The organism is Tenacibaculum sp. M1.3A, assembly GCF_057732375.1.
The window spans coordinates 159,623-178,382 of record NZ_JBYJEF010000003.1 but is presented as its reverse complement, the minus strand read 5'-3'; the positions used below and the strand labels follow the sequence as shown (position 1 = coordinate 178,382).

Sequence of the window (18,760 nt, the reverse complement as noted above, 5' to 3'; positions counted from 1 at the left end):
TAATTACAGAATTAATCTCCTTTCTTATGCTTATGTAGTTTTAAGGAAGGAGTGTTTCCTGGTGTGCTTTTATTGTCTCTTTGTCGTCTATCTGGTTTTCCAGTAGATTTTGCGATTCTTTTAGGTCCTGTTTTAATGCCCATAACTATCTAGTTTATTATTCATTCTAAAAATAGCCAAAATTCAATTTTGCTCAAAAGCTTATCACTAGGACTTATCAACCCTTATCAACAATTTCTAATAAGGAATTCTATCAAGTACCGCTATAATCTTACTAATTTACCCCACCCATAAATTCAAAACCCTTACCATTCCTACGATTACCCATTTCAACCTAATTTCAAAATAATCCCAACGTACCAAGGTACATTTCCGTAAGGTCAATCGCCCGAGTCTCAAATCTATATTTATCCTAAATCAAAGAGAAAACGAGCTTCCTATAGCGATGCGTTTTCCTATTTCCGATAAAGATGCAGGTAACGATTACAGAGAACGAAGAGAAAAACGCAATAGAATTACTATTCAGTGAAAACCTACCCAAAGAGTTTTCGACCTTCCTATTAGAATTGGGCTTTCGCGAGGTTTTAAAGAAGAAAAACACTTGGTACTCAGATGCACATCCAGCCTATAAAAGTTTTGCTACTTCCTTAAGAGATGCGTTTTCTCGTGGCGGCGATTGGAAAATGGTTTCGATGTATCCATCGTTTCAACCTTCCTTAGAAAACATTGATAAAAGCAAATTCAGTTATGTAACGATTTCCTATCGGGGCAAAGAAAAGGCCGAGAAGGACGAGTATGTGTTATTCGATCCCTATAAGAAGGTTGCTATGCAAATTGCCACTCAATATGCCATTATCAAATATGGAGACGATTTACAAAACGTCGAAGTCTCTCCCAGAAACTATAAGCGCAAAGCCCGCATTCTATATGACAAAGGGCAAATTATAAATCGTATTGAAGTTGAGGATAAATCAGAAATAGAAGAGCTACCTGCTAAGGAAATAGAAAACGAACTTCCTAAAGAAAATAACAAAACTGAAAACAAAGAGACTCTTGAAGAAGTGCCTAAAGAAAATGAGTCTGGTTACAAGACCGATAAAGAGCGCAAAATTTCTACTCGCGAGATTTTAAACGAAGTCATCGAGAAACTTATCATATTAGAAAACACACTCGAAGGCGAAGATGAAACCATTATAGCTACTACCATTTTAGATTTGGAAGATGCAGCTGCCCAATCTAGTAAAGTTCATTTTAAAAATGAACTTTTAAAAGCACTTCAGAATTTTGAAGATTGGATTTACGACTTGTCATTTTCAACACGTACAGCGGCGTTAATGGAAATCAATAGATTGAATAAATCACTCGACTTACCATTCTTCAATCTTAAAGAAGATATTCCTAAAACGCTATCTGTCTCAAAAGATATTTTCAATCGCGATCATATCGTTCCTAATGTTTTAGTGCCAGCAAAAGCTGGCGAACCATTTCAATCAGGAGGGCTCAATTTAGGCGATGCTAATTTTTTGAGAATGAAGTTTAAGCGACTCTACAACATTACAGACGAAACTATTGAACAAGCTTCTGGATTGGATTTATTTCGCCTCTCACAAATGGCACATCCTAATGACTATGGAATTAATGTGAATCGATCTACCGTACTTCGTGAGTGGGAGAGTCGCGGTCGTGAAGCGTTTGAAGAAATCGGCTATCCTACAGATTTGGATTATCCCTATGTGAACGTTCACACTGGCTACAAAAGCGTCTCAACTTTGGCTTCTCAAATTGGCGCATACGATGACAGGCATCAATGGTGGTCTGCGGTGGAACATTCCAGACCTATTGCAGATTTGGCGAAAGGAATTGTGATTATGGATTCCTTATTAATGGAATTGGTTGAAAAGAAATTAGAATTAGTCAACCCAAAAACTAACAAGCCAAGAACCGATAAGCAGTCCAAAGAAGCTTTCAATGATATTGAATGGGAAATAAGCCGATTAGAAAGATCCAAGCTGGTCATTCAGGATTATATGAACAAGGATTTAGAGGTCGAAGAATCACTTCCAGAACCCAAACCAAAGAAAGAAAAGTATCAAGAACCCAATGACTATTTAGACAAGGTCATCGCTATTATGCATACCGCTTTCGCGAAAGCGGAACGCCTATCAAAAAAGAAAATTGAAAAGCTTAGAGTAGAAACCAATGCGCCTACAATAGGCGCACTTTGGGAAGCGGTGGAATTGAGTTGGTTGTTATGGTATAAAATGCTCTACAGAGAACCCATTCCATTTGAGGTACGACTTAAAAAGATGGTATTGTTTTGGAATAAGGTGCAGCCAACCTATGCGTATTCTGACAGCAGCAAAGAGCTCTACAAACAATATTCTACGCCTTGTCCTATCGGAGCCATCGTGGCACAATACACGGGAATGGATGAAGCCGAGTTCATCTTTGAGCCCAGTGCAGGAAATGGGTTACTACTTGTTGGAGCAAATCCAAGAATCACGCACGTCAACGAGATAGATAAAAGTCGAAAGCAATCGTTAGAGCATCAAGGTTTCGGCAGAATCACTTCTGATAATGCTGCACAACCTTTTCCAGAAATGATGCACAAAGTTCACGATGTAGTGGTGACCAATCCACCTTTTGCAAGTTGGGATGATTCTAAGTTTGATAAAGAGCGCATCATTCAGAAATATTTTAATAAACATCGTGGATTAGCAAACCATATTCGTCTGGAGCATTTGATGGCTGGATTGGCGCTTCACACGATGAAAGATGATGGCAAAGCGGCAATCATCATAATGGGTCACATCTATTTTGGAGACGATGGTCTCTTTGCAAAATACCGTCCGTTTTTCAATTGGTTGTATCGTTATTACAAGGTAGACGATGTTATTAATATGAACAGCTACAAGCTCTATAACAAGCAAGGTGCTGTCACAAAAACAATGTTAATACTCATTGGTGGTCGTAAAACTAAACCTTCTGGAGTAGCACCAAATAAGAGCGAACAACCACATTTAGAAGATATGGTAGAGACGTTTGAAGACCTCTGGAAGCAAACCAGATCGCATATCAAACCAAATATCGATACCATCATAAAACAGCTTAAAACCGCACGTACAAAATGATTTATTTCAATAATCAATTAATGCCTAACGACACGAGCACAAAGCTCTTTATGGTCACAAACACAAAACCTTTTGAACGCTATGAAGATCACGAAGCAGCGCTTTACATTCAATTACATCAACTGGTGGAACACGCTTTTGCGAAAGGTGAAAACCCAATTGCTCTTATTGAAGATTATCTGGAGCTGGTCTATACCGAAGGGAAATCGGTAGGAGAAATAGCTGACTTTCTTGCTAATACAGACAAGATGCAACTCGCACTCTGGACACTTAAAGAACGTTGGGATACACTGGATGAAACTGCACCTCAAGATTCATTGCTTTATGGAAGCGGAATGGATAAAGAAGAAGCCATTCAGCTGTATTCTGAAATTACACTACGAACCTATTTAGAAGCTTTAGCCCTACATAAGAATGAGTAATCAAGAATTAGAAATAGAACAGACAGATTTTAAGCAAGATGCTGAAGAGGTTGCAAAACTTGCCACGCAAGAAAGCGCTTTGGTGGAATACGTTCCGAAGTCAAAAGCACCATATCGGATGAATACGCTCATTCCTCGTAATATGGCTTTTGAGGTTCAGAAGTCGCTTAACAGTATTGTGAAGTCGAAAGGGAACATTGATAATTATGTCCGTAACCAATTAAAGTATAAATCCACCAAACAATTGTGGAATGGATTGGGTGCAGAACAGGTTGATGCAGTTGGTTTATACCTGAAGCAATTTGAGAATGAGCAAGGAATTATCATAGCAGATCAGACAGGAATAGGAAAAGGTCGGCAGGCTGCTGCGGTGATACGACACGCAGTTATGAACGATTATATTCCTGTCTTTTTCACTAAGAAACCAGACCTCTTTACCGATATGTATCGTGATTTGAAAGCGATTGGCTTTGAGAACATCAGACCGTTTATCGTCAACACGGATACCAATGCCAAAATTAAAGATGCAGATGGTAATGTGGTTTTTAGTCCGCTGAGTAGTTCTGCTCAAGCTGACTTGATTTCAAACGAAATAGAATTCCCAACAGAAAGTCCAGAATCTATTGAATACCATAAAAAGATTGGAAAGAAGTTACCTGATCCTGATAAAGTCCCAACCATCAAAATACCGCTTACATTAGATCATTTACCATTGGGTTATGATATGATTTTTGCCACCTACTCTCAAGTGCAATCTGCACATCCATACAAACGAATGTGGATTGAGAAAATGGTAAATAATGGAATCGATGGAAGCAAAAAACACAAGAAGCTCATCTTCATTCTCGATGAGTCGCATATGGCTGGTGGTTTCGATTCCATCATCGGTACCTGGATGCGCGAAGTTTTACCACAAACTAAAGCCTGTTGTTTCTTAAGTGCCACCTTTGCCAAATATCCAGAAGTGATGCCGTTTTATGCTAAAAAGACCGCAATTGCTGAAACTGGTTTGAATGATTCTAATTTTGTGCGTTCAATGACAAGTGGCGGATTGGCGCTACAAGAAATTGTAGCCTCTAATCTTTCAGAAAGTGGTCAACTTATACGACGCCAACGATCCAATGAAGGAATTAATGTCGATTACATCACACTTGATGCCGAACCACAACGAAGTAAGAGTCGTGAGAGTGTGAATCGCATCATTAGTTTAATGAATGATGTGGTGGCTTTTGAACAAGAATTTGTGGCGCCATTATTGGCAGATGTTCACGCTTCCGCGAAAGCGCAAGGTGAGCATATGTCTTCTAAACCAAGAGGACTTGGCGTAAAACAATCGCCATATTTCTCACGTGTGTTCAATATCATTGACCAGATGTTATTTGCTTTGAAAGTCAAAGATGTGGTAGCACACACCATCAAATTACTGAAGGAAGACAAGAAAGTAGTGATCGCATTCAAGTCTACAATGGGTGCATTCTTGAAAGATTTGAATTTAGTAAGTGGCGATGTGATTCCTAAAGAACAACTGGATTTTGTGAGAACTTTGGTTAAAGGACTTGACGGAATCTTTAACTATAATTATGTGGCGATTGATGGCGAAAAAACCAGAGAACGTATTCAGTTAGAGGAATTACCTCAGAATGGGATTGAGAAATACAACGACATCAAAAAGCGAATGTTATTAGAGAGTTCTGGACTTTCTATTTCGCCTATTGATGAGTTGATTCACTTGTTACAAACCGAAAAGAAGCCCAAACATTTGGGCGGTCATTCTGATCTATTTTTCAAAGTTGCCGAGGTTACTGGTCGTAATCAGCGCATCGATTTAACGGATGATGAAGCTGTTGTAGAATCTTTCCGAAGTAATACAGAACGCTCTTTTAGAATGTTTAATAGTGGCGATTATGATGTACTACTCATCAATCAAAGCGGTAGCACAGGATCTTCTGCGCACGCCAGTAAAGATTTTAAAGATCAACGTCAGCGTGCAATGATTGTGCATCAGTTTGAATTGGATATTAATACTGAAGTTCAAAAACGTGGTCGTATCAATCGTACTGGTCAAGTGAACTTGCCAGAGTACTATTATATAACCAGCGACATTCCTACCGAAAAGCGTTTAATGACAATGCTTAAAGCGAAATTGAAATCGCTGGATGCCAATACTACAGGTTCTCAAAAAACCAATGATGACACCTTGAAAAGCGCCGACTTCCTAAATAAATATGGAGATATCGCTGCGTGGAATTGGGTAGATGAGAATCAGGAAATGATGGAACAGCTCGGTTATCCAACGTATCAAAAGAAAACGGATAAGCGAGGCTTTATTTCTTATGAGCGTAATGGTTTTAAAGAAGGTGCTATTCGTCAATTGACAGGACGAGCTGGATTGCTTAAAGTGGAAGATCAAGATGCTTTATATGATGATTTATTAGAGCGTTATGACCATCAAATCAAGTTAGAAAAGCAACAAGGCACGTATGATTTGGAAACTGAATTCTTACCACTCGATGCCGAAGTAAAAAAGCGTTTCCTATTTCAAAAAGGTCAAGGTGGTCGCACACCATTTGGAAAAGACACGGTTCGAGATATTACTATTGTCAATAATCTAAAGCGCCCCTTTACCAAACAAGATATTGATGAACGTATTCAAGATGCACTCGATGGAGAAAAACCAGTTCAAGTGAGATTGAAGCTTGAAGATCAAATCAACGAAGCTTATCCTAAACTTTTAGAGGACCGAAAAGCAAAACGTTTTAAAGCCATAGAAAAACTGAAAGAAGACCGTGAAGTATTACCACAACGAGGTAGCGGAGAAACCGAAGAAGAGAATGAAAAGATTCTATCGGATTGGAACAAGCTGGAAGCGCTTATTAATCAGAAAACTTATCAATTGGCTACTTATATTGCTGGTTTAGAAAATATTCAAAACATCATTCTTCGGTATATCAATATGTGGAATATTGGCGATGTTATTCGTGTTCCGTTTATTGGTACGACCATTAAACCATCTTGGGGAATCTTCTTGGGTGTGAGCGTTGGGAAATCTGGAAAGAACCCATATACGTTGAGTAATATCAGTTTAAAATTCGGTGTTACGGATTCCCGTAAGATTTTAACCTACAGTTTACAGCCTGCCGAACAGAGTTTCATTAGCCAGGTATTTACAGAGGGTCGTGGCATTACTGATGCAGATGTACAAATGGTTAATCTGGAATGGAACGAGCTGATTAAAAAGGCTTCCTCTAAAAGGGAACGTCGACATATTTTGACAGAGAATATCGTAGGTGCTTCTGGTCAGATTGGTACTCAAAACAAACTGATTAAGTACAATACCAAAGAAGGAACCATCAAGAATGGAATCCTATTACATAGAGACTTTGGCAAAGAAGGCGAGGCAGATTCGGCGTTGCTTCCAGTTTCTGAAGCGTATCCAATTATTAGCAAATTGGATTTAGATGACTTCTTTGCAGATCATAAGTTAAGTTTTCGCGCAAAGCGAATAAGTGACAATTACTATCAAGTCTATTTAGACAAAAAGGATTTATATCCAGCAGTTATTGATGAAAAATTACGCTCGTTATTGAGACGTGAATCAGGACAATCGCAATATGAATTGCCAGACTTTGTGCAAAATGCTGGAGATATGACTGGCGCATTACATTTGGAAAATTTACAACCGTTTCTGAATCGATTGGATGCTTTTCAAGTACAGTATATGGGTAAAGCGCGTGAGTTGGAAGATTGGGAGATTGAAAATGAAACCGATTGGAAAGCTCAGACCAAACAGAAAAAAGGAAACTTCAAATATCAATTAGGTCGTGCGTATGGCCAAGGTAGTAATCCTACGATTGGTTTTGTAAACTATGAAGAACCAACTGCAGATTATGAATTTGGTTTAGTGATTTACAATCGACTTCTAACTGATAAAGAGAAATATAATTACTCGCTGATTCCCATTTTCAAGAACGTTGAAGAGCCTTACCAAGATTGGAAAACGACTATGCTGAAGACAGGAATTAAAGACGATTTTAACGCCATTATTGTGGAAGTAAGAGATCTACCATTACACGAAGCGATTGAAGCTATGGGTTATTTCATTTTGAATAACCTACACGAAGATGGGAATGCAGAATTTGTATTTGGAAAGTACACCGCTCAGGATTTAGGACGTGTGTTTTATGAAGACACGATTGCTCAAATAGCATCTATCGATGAATTAATTAATCAACTACAAATTGCTTTGAAATAGATGAAAGTGAATCCTAACAAAATGTATCTCGTTTACACGCCTTTCTACAGAAGTCGCAAAGGAATATTTGATGGCAAGCCAACAACAATGCAGGAACTCAAAAATAAATTTAAGCGTGGTATGGATGCAGATGTCATCGATGGTATCTACTCAACCAAAAAAGAAGCCAATGAGTCAGCTGACAAGCTATTCAAAAAAGCAAAAATAAATTAAGAATGAATAACAGAAAATTAGATATCCCAGAAGTACAGCAGATTCCGCAGTTTATGAAAATTATGGACGATTTAAGTGTTGGTAATAATCCATACTTAGTTGGAAGTGCCGGAACAGGAAAAACCACCATAGGCGAGAAAATTGCATACGCCATAAAAGGGCGTGCAGAAAATGATGGACGAGAATTGCCTTTTACCATTGTAAACTGTAATCAATGGACATCGCCCATTGATATCAAAGGTGGTCAAACTATTTCTGGTTACAAAGAAGGTGCTCTTATTGAAGCTTGGCGTGACGGGAAGGTTTTGATCCTGGACGAAATGCCAAAACTTGATGCCAATACCGCTGGACTATTAAATGATGCTTTAGCGAAAAGTGCTCGTGAAGATGCTATTATCTTTAATGGGAATAATGAGCCAATTAAGAAACACCGAAACTTTGGTTGTATCGCTACTGGAAATGTTATTGGAAAAGGTGCAAGTGGAAACTATGTTGGGAACAACAAACAAGATGCCTCTTTGCTTGACCGATTTAGCGGTTGTATTTATCGCATTGGGTTTAATGAAACCTTAGAAAGACAACTTGTTTATCCTGCAGTAGTAGATATCTGTTTAACCATTCGTAAATCTATTTTGAAATATGAAGGTAAAGAAGATGGAGACGACGATACAGAAGATATTATGACACTTCGTACAATGCTCAACTTTGAACGCGCCTACGAGCTTGAAATGAAGCGAGAAACAGGAATGAAAGATGAGTTTGGTAAGACCTATCGCAAGATGCCCAATGGTAAGACTTTGAAAGATTCTTTACACAGCTACTTTATTGCAATGACCAAAGAAAAAGCAGAACACATCAAGACTGAAATAAATCTTGAAGGGTTCTTAAATTCTTATAAAAGTAGTGGGATGAAACAGGCTTTTATTACGGAGTTTAAGAGGCGGATTGGATAAGTCTAGCAACAACTATTTCCTTCTTGAATAGGCGGACAAGCTACTGTTCCGTAAGAACAATATACACAACAATCACCTTGTTTTGGTTTTAGCACCTGATTGCAATTATCGCACTCATAAAAGAACTGACAAGCGTTTGTTGGCATATCTTCTACTTTTTTATGTCCGCAATTTGGACAAGTGATTTCAGACTGTAATGTGATTTCCATAATTATTGCTACTCTATATTTATTACTTTATATCCCGTTGAGTTTATCGCTTTTTCTATATCCTCTTTAGTCGTTTTCGAATTATCGAATTCTACTGTTGTGTTAGCATTATCAAAAGAAGCTGCGACATTAATAATGCCTTCTAATTCATTAACTGCTCGCGTAACGTGTTGCTCACAAGAAGCACAGGTCATTCCTTTAACATCAAAATTCGCAGTTTGAATATCAGACTGATTCACTATAACTACTTCTTTCTTATTATCAGGATAAAAAATGTGAGAGTAATATGGAAAGCTAATTGAGATAGCCGCAAATAGTGTAATTCCTATTAAAAATCCTTTGGTTTGAAACCACTTTGGTTTTGCATCTACTTCACAACAATCCTCTGCTTTTTTCGGTTTTAAATAATCATACCACGCATAACCAATTGCTACTATAGCGACACCAATTAAATAGGGTCTAAAAGGTTCCATCCAAGATAAAGCAGAAGCACTTCCTCCAACGCCTGCAATTAATGCAATAACTGGTGGTATGCAACAAGATGATGCGGCTACAGCAGCAAACAAACCTGTATATGCTGCATTTTTTGATGTTTTTTCTGTTTTCATTATTATAAAATTTAGGCTATTTTTCTTTCTAATTTGATTGACTTAAAAATACTATTCAGAATATCCGTCTCATCCTCGTTCAATGAATAGTATAAGGTTTGCCCTTCTCTCCTTGAGCTTATAATACCTGCATCTTTCATTTTTCGTATATGCTGTGAAACTGCTGGCACGCTCATACCTAAAATATCAGATAAATCACAAGGACATAATTCTTTTTCCATATTTAAAAGAAATAGAATCTTTAAGCGCACCTCATTACCTGAAATGGATAATAATTTCGATACATTTTGAAAACCGCCTGCCATATCATCAATAGTTGTTCTACAGTTTAATAACTGTTTATGATTTGCCTCAGCTCTTGTACAGGATATTTCTAGTTTCATATTACTGCTTTAGACGAGTAAAGGTAATCTTAATTACGTATTTAAGCAAATACTTAAATATAGTTGTACCAAACTACAATTCCATACCGCAACTCACACCACTTCAAAATTTACTTTTATGAGCATACGTGAGCGCACCAAAACAACATACCCTTAAAAGTCCTGATGGCAAATACAACTATCTATTATTTGATAGTCTGTTTGCTTTCAATGCATTTGTAGATGATGAGATTAAAAATCTCTCGTCTGCAAACCAGTCGCGTTGGGATTTTATAGAAGAAAGTACCTATAGTCAACTACAAAGCAGAACTGATTGGTACGGCACACCAACACCTAAAAGTGTTAAGGAACTCAACGAACATCGTACCTTTTTAGGGATGTCTTTAGTCGCTAAGATTCAGCCAAAAATCAAGGAAAAGCTCACACATTATTTGCAGTATCTCAACGATTCTGTAATGCCTAAACCTAAGATGGCTTACAATGATCGCGGTCTTGGCGTGTTTTCTTTTGAGCGTGCTGCGATGGGAATGTATCAACAATTTCCTATCAATACCACTTCGCCACTTAACACTTCTGTGAGTCAGATGAATATTGAGTTGGGAAACAAAAAAGTACTCACTTCGGTGAAGAGTGTGTTTGCATATTTCAAGGACAAGCAAATGTCGTATCCTTCGCTTCAATTGTACATTATGGCTGGTGCAAATGCCCACGTAAAGGGTAACGATTTGCTCTACGTAGGTCTCGCTTGTGCAGAACTTGTGGAGTTTATGGAACTGCGAGGAGTTTCTGTCGAAGTGAATGTGATGTTGGGCACTTCATTTAATAACCAGGTCACGATGGGTTGTGTGCGTGTAAAACGCTTTCAGGATAAACTGGATAAAAACCAATTGCTATTGATGAGTAGTGATCCGCGTTATTTCAGGTTTCGTGGGTTTAAATCTTTGGTGGCGATGAGCAATTATTTCGGTCTCACGATTCCTTCTGGTTTGGGAACTATTTCGGCTAGTATGGGTACCGCTTTCGCGAAAGCGATTAACCCAAAAGGATTCGTATTTGAACAAAGTTATTCGATGGATTCGGCAGTTAAAGAAGTCTCACAAATCATTACCAATTATAAGAATCAGTTGCAGCCAAATGGATAAAAAAACCTTAAAACAAAGTGTCATTCACAAGATAATGGACAGAGCTGTTGAAATCAATAAAGCTTGTAAAGAGCGATGTACAGATTTTCAGATTATGCTTTCGCGAAAGCGTAAAAATACCTTAATCCTGCGCTGGACGGCCATTGATATTTCAAACGAAGATAATCCCGTGCAATGCTACCGTTACGAGTGTTTTAAAACCGATGGAACATCTCAATTATGTTCCATTCACTATGCAGACCAGGAAGAAGCAAATGATTTTATCTGGTCGCTGGAACCGCTGTACCATCAACAATATGCCATAGATCATAAATTATAGAAAATGTATAAAACTAAGAATATAACCAAGGATGCGCTCAAGGCGTTGAAGATTAAAAATCAAGATGAAATTGTAGATCTCACAGGTAGTAAACTTGATCCTGTAAAGGCTTGGGAAGTGATAAAATCAACTTCTGAAGATTTTAGCAAGTCTGATGCGAAAGCCCAAGAAGCAGATGCGCTTTTACATGAGATGCTGCATCCTAAAATGCAACAGAAAGATAAACGTAGCGATGCTAAAGAAATCATACGCCTTCAAGAAAAAGAACGTGCCAGAGCGTTAGACTTACTGGAACTAGAATTACTAATCGCAGCTTAAAAATAAACGATGACCATACAACAATTACAAGCGCTCGATATGAGCAATGTGCAACCTGAAGCATTACAAACTGCTGTGCAGGACATACTGGATGACTACAAAGAAACCAATGATAAAAAGGCTTTTGAAGAGATTGCCAAGGAGAACATTGAAAAGGTTTTTCTGTTAGTGGAACGTCTCGCACCTAACGCCATAAAAGCTGAGAAAGCGGAAAAGAAGGAATCTAAAGAGACGTCTAAAAAAGAATTATCTGATTCTAAAAAGGATGCTCCAAAAAAGGACAAAGAACCTACTAAAACCGTCAAGAAAGAACTGGATAGTTTGAGTAAAGACATCAAGGCGTGTCGGTTAAAAATCAAACGCTTTAATGAAGAAAAGCGCAAGAATGAGCCTAAGAAGCCTAAGCCAATGCGCCACACCAAAATCAAGAATCATTTTATCGCGATAGCTAATTTGATTCCGCCAGTGCATAAGGATAATGTGAAGATGCAAAAGGAAGCCGAAAAGATTCTGTTGCGAGCGCACAGAGGTATTATGAATACCTACGGAATCAACTTTGTACGTGCCGAAGCTGGGGAAAAAGACATCAAAGCGAAGTATGATAAAATGGAAGAAAAAGCCACCAAATAACTATGAATAAAAAAGTATTAATCATCACAGGCGCTGGACTCGCCATAGGTTTTGCCGAAGCGCTCATCTATTATAATTTAGGTAAGAATGACCCAACAAAGGAGTTTAAACTACAAATACCCAAAGGTGCTGAACTTTTAAAAACAACAGGTATTATCATCGTGACCTCTCTGGCGACAGCAGCGCTATCTAATGTTTTAGAAAATGCTATTGCAGATAAACAGGAACTCATCCCAATAACAACATAAGATTATGAAGAAAATAGAACATCAGGTTTTCCTGAAGAATAACAAGTTGGATAAGAAATTACTATTGCAACCTATTCAAGAAAAAATAGAAATTTTTGATAGAATGCATAAGCTACTTGAAACGGTTTCAGATTGTGAAAAAGGGAGTTTATACGAACAGCTTGAGGAACTGGATTTAGAAATCCTTGAAGACATAGATGAAGAATATGCCGATAAACTAGAGTTCAATGAGATTGAAGATGCACTAGAAGAACAACCAGAACTTGAAAAAGTAGCACCTAAAAAGGAAGCTGCAAAACCTGCTAATGACGAGGCTATTTTAGAGGAGTTAGTAAGAATGGGACGTGTCCGAAATATTGCTGGTTCGACATTTCGAGATTTGGGTGTAAAAACGCAGTTGGGTTGGAATACCGTGATTGGAAAATATCGTGTGGTACGGACTAGTGTTTTTAGGTATCGGTATGAGGTGGAGCGGATATAGCTTTATTCGATTTACTATTTGTATTAAAAACGCCCTCATTTTGAGTGAAAAAATGGCAAATCATTACTATTCCAAACATCCATAATAAGCCAGTTTGAAGTTCTTTATAACCCATAAGTTCTTCAATCTGGTTTTCTTCTGTAAGGTCAATATGTTCAATGAGTTGTTTGATTTTTTTGGGAGATATAAGGTTTGGTCTGTAACCTTCTTTACCCAAAGCTCCTCTAAATTCTTCAGCAGTTCGCTCATAATTTCCATTGTGAATAATATCAGCTAACATATCTTTTTTCGCTGCCTGCATTCTTCCCCATTTACCTTCACCTTGCCAAAACTCTAAAATCTTATAAGCTTCCAGCATCGTGAAACTTTTTCTCCCTATTAGATTATTTGCTACAAAATAGGTTTTAAATTGTTCATTAAAAGTAGTTTTTGATTTGAGTCTAGTTATTTGGTATAGCACCTTTTTAGGAATACGTTCTGTGAATAGTGGCTGAAATCCAGCTATTATTTCTTCGTTTTTAATGTCTTGAGAAGGAGTTTCCCTTAAATCTATAACAGAGCTATAATGAGAAATATAAATCAAAAAGCGCCTAAAGGACTTGAAATTATAATTGAGTAAGCAAGCTCCAATGAACCAATAGGGAACGCCACTTTCCCAGGTTTCGTGAAATCTATCTATTTTAAAATCTTCTTCCGTCATAGTAACAATATGGTCGCAATGTGTTAGTCATTGCGACCATCAGTTTTGCATTACTTCTTTACTTTAGAACCAGAGTTTGCAGTTTTACTTGAACTTGTTCTCGGTTGATTGTTACCTCTTCCGCCTCCTGATTTGTTTCCTGTTTTACTTGGTCCGTTTGGTGGTGTGTTTGACTTTGCCATAATTTTGAGTTTTAATATTAATAATGGTTCAAATATATTAGGCTTTATTTAAGTGGATTGTAAACTTTGGACGATAGAGAATTTATTTAAAAATGCTTACATTATTTGCTCCAAACCATTTTTTTATGGTTGTCATTGCAGGAGCTTCCATTTTAGATAGCGCGAGAACTACAAGATTTTCTTTTGCTCGTGAACATGATACATAAAAAAGATTTTTTGTCCTTTCTTTACGACCATCAGATGTATCACTATCGTCAAAATAACCTTCAAATTTATATTGGGATTTCCAACTAGTATCATCAATAACAACTAGAACATTACGGTATTCCTCTCCTTTAGTACCGTGTTTGGTGGAAAAAACATTTTGATTTTGTGTGTATTCAAAAAGGGCTATAATCTCTTTATAGGGTAATGCCATTACAGAATCGTAAAAGATTTTCTCTTTTTCTATTTTAGCCTTTTCATCATCAGATAGTCCATCTGTATTTTTATTAACCTTTTCTTGTAATCTATACATACCTTTCGAAAGAACAATAAGCTTGTTTTCTAGTGCATAATCTAAAACATCTTTAGTTGATTTTGTATTTCTTGTAGTTATCAATCCTTCAATTTTTTCGTTAATAACCTTCTTATCGGAATGCTTTTTTAAATTGATTGATTGAGAGCCATTACGTTTTAAAAAACTAGATATTTCATTATACGAACCATTATCATAATGATTTACTAAATGTTCTATTCCAGTCTTCCTCTCTATAGATGTTTTTTTATCCATAGACCCAACAAAAAGGGCTGTTAAAGGATGCTCTCGTTTAATTAGAGCATCTGCAGCACCAAGAGGAAATCTACGATTATAAATCCCGTAAAGTTTTCCAAAACCACCTCTTCGAGCAACACGGCTATTTGCTATAATTAGAATTTTATCTTCGCTTCCTGCTCCGAATTCCCAGCCTTTTGACTCTAACTCCTTTATAACGTAATCATAGTTTTTACTTTTTTGTGGCATCAATGAATCTTCATATTCTTTTACCTTTTGACCCTTAATTTTGTCAGGATAATTTTCACTATTTATAAACTCTACACTACCTTTTTCCTTTTCAGCACCCTTTGGTATTTCCTGTTTTATGTTTGTTCTAACATTGTTAAGTAAGTCAATAACCTCTTGACAACTGCGGTAATTTTCAATTTTGTCAATATTTTCAATCCGTTTTGCATCAACATAACTTTTCAATGAACCTATTCCTGAATTATAGATTTTTTGATGTGAATCGCCGTAAAATCCTAGTAGAATATTCTTTTCATTTCTTGGAAGTAGAAAGTCTAGGAATGCACTAATAATTTCTGGGGCAGTATCTTGATATTCATCAACAAAAAGATATGGATATTTCGATGTAATTATTGATGTTAATAACTCATAATTCTCAAACATTCTTTGAGACAAAAGAATTAAGTCATCGTGTCCTACGGTTCCATTTTCAAAATCACTAAAAGCTCTATCCGAATACTCAACAGATTTTATACGGTCAGCTAATCCAAGGATATGTTTGTCTGGCTTTTCTTCGTGTTTAATGGTATTGATAGCATCAAATTCTATAATTAACTGCTTGTTAAATAGTCTTATACTATCCCACAGAAACTCGTGAATTGTAGAAACTAATACTAAAGGATTATTCTCAAGGCGATCTATAATTTCATTTTTGGCTACATTAGTGTAAGTAATGCAGACAATTTTTTGATTATTAAGAGATAGGTCTTTACCCTTAGTGTCAATGAGATGGTTAATAGTTTGAATTAGTGCATAAGTTTTTCCTGCACCTGCACCAGCTTCCAATACAAAACTTTTCTGCGTGGTAATCTTCTCTTTTATTTGATCAATAGCTTCCATTTATTCTTCTTCTCCAGTTGCATCAACGATTTCTTTAGTAATATTTTTATCGATAGGTTTTTCTAACCATTTCAAACCTTCATCTATATATACTGGGACTTGCCAATTTGAAATATCATCTTCAGGGAAGGACATTACATCAAATGCAAAATTAGTTTTTGCGCTTGAACTTGTAGGTGCTAGTTCAAATGGAGTTTCAGAATTTAAAGTCTCAAGAGTCTTAACCTTTGCGAAACTAAAAAGGTTTTTCACATTTTTCTCCTCGCCTTTATCGTCGGTGTAATTTGATTTTAAAAGATCCAGATTCGTGTTAATAAAAGCTTCCTCAAAGCTTCTACCTACAATACCGTTTTCAGTTGTTTGATATGCTACTCTAACAATATTATTTTCAATTTTATTCTTTTCCTCACAAGCGATAAGTTCTGTGATTTTAGACTTTTTGGGAATCCAATCCTTCAGTGTGTGATTAGATGTTAATTCTCCATCTATACCACCATTGACTTCACATCGTTCTCCATTTACAGAATCTACAGAATCTATATCTGTCACAACCAGTGTTTTTAGCTTTAAAAACTCTAATATTTCCTTAAATTTATGCGTATATGCACCGCCTACTTCAAGAATTGACACATACTGAGTGGAAAGTCCAGGAGCCGATTTGAAGATGAGTTGGGGCATTAGCATACGTTCTGTAGTGCCTTCAACGATAATTACTTTGTCTGAAAAAAACAAGTCAGATTTGTGTAGGGTCAAATACTGTTTTAAAAATCTTGCGGTTTGTTTTTCATTTGAAATTTCAAGAGTATTAAAGTCTTGTACCTCAATACCGCTATCAATTCTATTAAAGTATCGAATTCTTTTAAAACCTTTGTCAGAATCAATTCCCGCTTCAGATAGAATATGTGAAGAGTGCGATGTAATTAACAATTGGACGTGTATATTGTCTTTCTTAGCTTCTTCAAGAATACCTTTGATCTGGCTAATAAACACTTGTTGCATCTGCGGATGCATATGCGCTTCAGGTTCTTCAATAAGTACAGTAAGGAATTCTGAAACTTTATCTTCTTTTGCATTTCGGAAACGCTGGATAAAACTAGCAAGCTCTAATACCATATAAATAAGATTACTATAGCCTAATCCATTATAACTTTCCGGTAGATTAATTTCCTCTTGCTTGTAATAATATTTGATATTATTTCTTATAACTGCCTCGGAATCAAATTCTGAATCTATAGTAATTGGAGGTATCACGATAGGAGTCTTTGCTCCAAATTTTCCAAGATCGACTAGAATCTTTTTTAAAACAACATCATATTTCTCTTTAAGGTCAATAGATACTTCTTTAAGCTTATCTTCAACAGCCTTAACATTGGCATCTGTTTTATCGCGCTCATTATAATATTTAGAAAAACCTAGTGCGAGTGTTTTGTTCTTATCATTCTTTTTATCATCTAAGATTCTCAAAGCTTTGATATCTTCAAAAGAAACTATCTTTTTTATCTTTTCTTTGAAACCTAATTCAATTTCACGCTGGTAGTCGGACTTAACATCTTTAGCATAACAGCGTAACCTATAAAAAGTATTTAAATTTTCTTTGAAATATGGAATCAAAGTGATCTTTTTATCTTCTCTGTTATTGAACATTTTTAATAACCCTAACGTATTTATAGGTTCATAGGATAACAAAACACAAGCATCATTTCTCTCCTCGTCTAAATCTGTGATAAACTCACTTAACTCTGTTAATGAGTCTTTTAATTTATCGTAGTGAAATTCAATTTGAAGTTGAATCTTAGGAAAACGTTTCTGAATATCTATTTCAATAGTCTCTTTGTTCTCATCCGTTATCTCAGGAACGAGAGTCTTTTCAAACTCTATATTCAATTCTTTAAATAGAGAATATGAGGATTGAGAAAAGTCTTCAAAAGATAAAGAATCGTCGTTGGATGTAAGCATTTTAATTACTTCAAGAAGTGATGTCTTTCCTGTATTATTTCTTCCAACAATTAATGTAATATCATCTTCTAAATTAATAGACGTATCTGCTAATAATCTAAAAAATCTAACCTGTATATTCTTGATTCTCATAAACTTCTTTTAAACCCTACAAGTTAAAAAACATTCGCACCTACTCAAGTGAAAACTAAAGTAAATCTTCTATAAACTTTTTGTAAATAAATTAAAAAACAACTTTTAGTAGTTTGCCTGTCAAACAATTCGGCATTAGCCCAATGAAAAAGACAGCACACGATTATCACGATTTACAGCAAAGTATAGATTCCTTAATTGGGAAATTTGGACTTCAAAAAACCATTGAGGTTATTGATAGTCTAACCAGTAATACAGAGCTTACCACACAAGACAAAGAGAAAGTAAAACTTCTTCTCGTTTTTATTATTTCTCAGAGCATTGAAGTCTTTGATTTAAAAGAAGAAAACTTCTACACCAGCAGCGTTCAAGAGTATCGTGAAGCGCGTATGTCCTGTTATTATTTACTCAAGAAATATACAGATTCTAGTTATGCCAAGATTGGCGAGAGTTTTAACCAATCTAAACGTGCCATTCTTTACAACTATCACAAGTGCGATGAGATTCTTTCCATCCCACAATTCTACAAACCTTTTGTAGAAAAATTCAAAATCCTCGAAAACAACATCATCAATTTTATTGCAAAATTGAACTAAGCC

At 36.3% G+C, this 18,760-nt stretch carries 20 protein-coding genes; 12 read left to right on the top strand and 8 right to left on the bottom strand.

Translation table 11 applies throughout. The features are described 5' to 3' along the window. Positions 1-11 precede the first annotated feature (11 nt). Positions 12-143 (bottom strand): hypothetical protein, encoded by a 132-nt coding sequence (locus AC28QF_RS06225; protein ID WP_488201134.1) that lies wholly within the window; start codon positions 141-143, stop codon positions 12-14. A gap of 327 nt (positions 144-470) precedes the next feature. Here AC28QF_RS06225 and AC28QF_RS06220 point away from each other — a divergent pair, with 327 nt between their 5' ends. From AC28QF_RS06220 to AC28QF_RS06200, 5 genes are read left to right on the top strand one after another with little or no spacing between them, the layout of a single operon-like run. Next, positions 471-3,131, top strand: coding sequence for an N-6 DNA methylase (locus AC28QF_RS06220; protein ID WP_340154445.1), 2,661 nt, complete (start codon positions 471-473; stop codon positions 3,129-3,131). Between the two features lie 20 nt (positions 3,132-3,151). Continuing rightward, positions 3,152-3,553 (top strand): hypothetical protein, encoded by a 402-nt coding sequence (locus AC28QF_RS06215; RefSeq protein ID WP_340154446.1) that lies wholly within the window; start codon positions 3,152-3,154, stop codon positions 3,551-3,553. Then, on the top strand, positions 3,546-7,805 hold the full coding sequence (locus AC28QF_RS06210) for a strawberry notch C-terminal domain-containing protein (RefSeq protein WP_349372903.1): 4,260 nt from the start codon (positions 3,546-3,548) through the stop codon (positions 7,803-7,805). The genes AC28QF_RS06215 and AC28QF_RS06210 overlap by 8 nt, the downstream gene beginning before the upstream one ends. Continuing rightward, entirely contained in the window at positions 7,806-8,018 is a 213-nt protein-coding gene (locus AC28QF_RS06205; RefSeq protein WP_272022813.1) for a hypothetical protein, read from the top strand. A 2-nt stretch (positions 8,019-8,020) separates the two neighbouring features. After that, positions 8,021-8,971, top strand: coding sequence for an AAA family ATPase (locus tag AC28QF_RS06200; protein WP_272022814.1), 951 nt, complete (start codon positions 8,021-8,023; stop codon positions 8,969-8,971). 2 nt (positions 8,972-8,973) lie between these two features. On the opposite strand, the gene AC28QF_RS06195 is transcribed toward AC28QF_RS06200, so the two are convergent. The 3 genes from AC28QF_RS06195 to AC28QF_RS06185 are packed head-to-tail and all read right to left on the bottom strand — an operon-like array spanning position 8,974 to position 10,171. After that, positions 8,974-9,180, bottom strand: coding sequence for a GDCCVxC domain-containing (seleno)protein (locus tag AC28QF_RS06195; protein WP_272022815.1), 207 nt, complete (start codon positions 9,178-9,180; stop codon positions 8,974-8,976). An 8-nt stretch (positions 9,181-9,188) separates the two neighbouring features. After that, the gene (merTP, locus tag AC28QF_RS06190) at positions 9,189-9,788 is read right to left on the bottom strand and encodes a mercuric transport protein MerTP (protein WP_272022816.1); all 600 of its coding nucleotides are present in this window, start codon (positions 9,786-9,788) and stop codon (positions 9,189-9,191) included. Between the two features lie 11 nt (positions 9,789-9,799). Beyond that, the gene (locus tag AC28QF_RS06185) at positions 9,800-10,171 is read right to left on the bottom strand and encodes an ArsR/SmtB family transcription factor (protein ID WP_272022817.1); all 372 of its coding nucleotides are present in this window, start codon (positions 10,169-10,171) and stop codon (positions 9,800-9,802) included. 128 nt (positions 10,172-10,299) lie between these two features. Between AC28QF_RS06185 and AC28QF_RS06180 the strand changes: the two genes are divergently transcribed. From AC28QF_RS06180 to AC28QF_RS06155, 6 genes are read left to right on the top strand one after another with little or no spacing between them, the layout of a single operon-like run. Next, on the top strand, positions 10,300-11,313 hold the full coding sequence (locus AC28QF_RS06180) for a DUF7192 family protein (RefSeq protein ID WP_272022818.1): 1,014 nt from the start codon (positions 10,300-10,302) through the stop codon (positions 11,311-11,313). Then, a complete protein-coding gene (locus tag AC28QF_RS06175; protein ID WP_272022819.1) occupies positions 11,306-11,632 on the top strand; it encodes a hypothetical protein in 327 nt (108 codons plus the stop codon). Before AC28QF_RS06180 ends, AC28QF_RS06175 begins: the two co-directional genes overlap by 8 nt. Before the next feature lie 3 nt (positions 11,633-11,635). Next, positions 11,636-11,950, top strand: a complete 315-nt coding sequence (locus AC28QF_RS06170; RefSeq protein ID WP_488201135.1) for a hypothetical protein — start codon at positions 11,636-11,638, stop codon at positions 11,948-11,950. Between the two features lie 9 nt (positions 11,951-11,959). After that, positions 11,960-12,580: a hypothetical protein gene (locus tag AC28QF_RS06165; RefSeq protein WP_272022821.1), complete on the top strand. Its 621-nt coding sequence runs from the start codon at positions 11,960-11,962 to the stop codon at positions 12,578-12,580. 2 nt (positions 12,581-12,582) lie between these two features. Then, positions 12,583-12,828: a hypothetical protein gene (locus AC28QF_RS06160; RefSeq protein WP_272022822.1), complete on the top strand. Its 246-nt coding sequence runs from the start codon at positions 12,583-12,585 to the stop codon at positions 12,826-12,828. A gap of 4 nt (positions 12,829-12,832) precedes the next feature. Continuing rightward, positions 12,833-13,309: a hypothetical protein gene (locus AC28QF_RS06155; RefSeq protein ID WP_272022823.1), complete on the top strand. Its 477-nt coding sequence runs from the start codon at positions 12,833-12,835 to the stop codon at positions 13,307-13,309. Here the strand turns inward: AC28QF_RS06155 and AC28QF_RS06150 are convergent. From AC28QF_RS06150 to AC28QF_RS06135, 4 genes are all read right to left on the bottom strand, one after another. Next, positions 13,278-14,009: a hypothetical protein gene (locus AC28QF_RS06150; protein ID WP_349372904.1), complete on the bottom strand. Its 732-nt coding sequence runs from the start codon at positions 14,007-14,009 to the stop codon at positions 13,278-13,280. The genes AC28QF_RS06155 and AC28QF_RS06150 overlap by 32 nt on opposite strands. Before the next feature lie 50 nt (positions 14,010-14,059). After that, the gene (locus AC28QF_RS06145; protein ID WP_282068584.1) at positions 14,060-14,191 is read right to left on the bottom strand and encodes a hypothetical protein; all 132 of its coding nucleotides are present in this window, start codon (positions 14,189-14,191) and stop codon (positions 14,060-14,062) included. 82 nt (positions 14,192-14,273) lie between these two features. Beyond that, positions 14,274-16,073 carry a UvrD-helicase domain-containing protein gene (locus tag AC28QF_RS06140; protein ID WP_349372905.1) on the bottom strand — a complete coding sequence of 600 codons (1,800 nt, stop codon included), beginning with the start codon at positions 16,071-16,073 and terminating at the stop codon, positions 14,274-14,276. Continuing rightward, positions 16,074-18,161, bottom strand: a complete 2,088-nt coding sequence (locus AC28QF_RS06135; protein ID WP_145000630.1) for an ATP-dependent nuclease — start codon at positions 18,159-18,161, stop codon at positions 16,074-16,076. It lies immediately after the preceding gene. Positions 18,162-18,304: 143 nt separating this feature from the next. Here AC28QF_RS06135 and AC28QF_RS06130 point away from each other — a divergent pair, with 143 nt between their 5' ends. Next, on the top strand, positions 18,305-18,757 hold the full coding sequence (locus tag AC28QF_RS06130) for a hypothetical protein (RefSeq protein WP_145000632.1): 453 nt from the start codon (positions 18,305-18,307) through the stop codon (positions 18,755-18,757). The last annotated feature ends 3 nt before the right edge of the window (positions 18,758-18,760 follow it).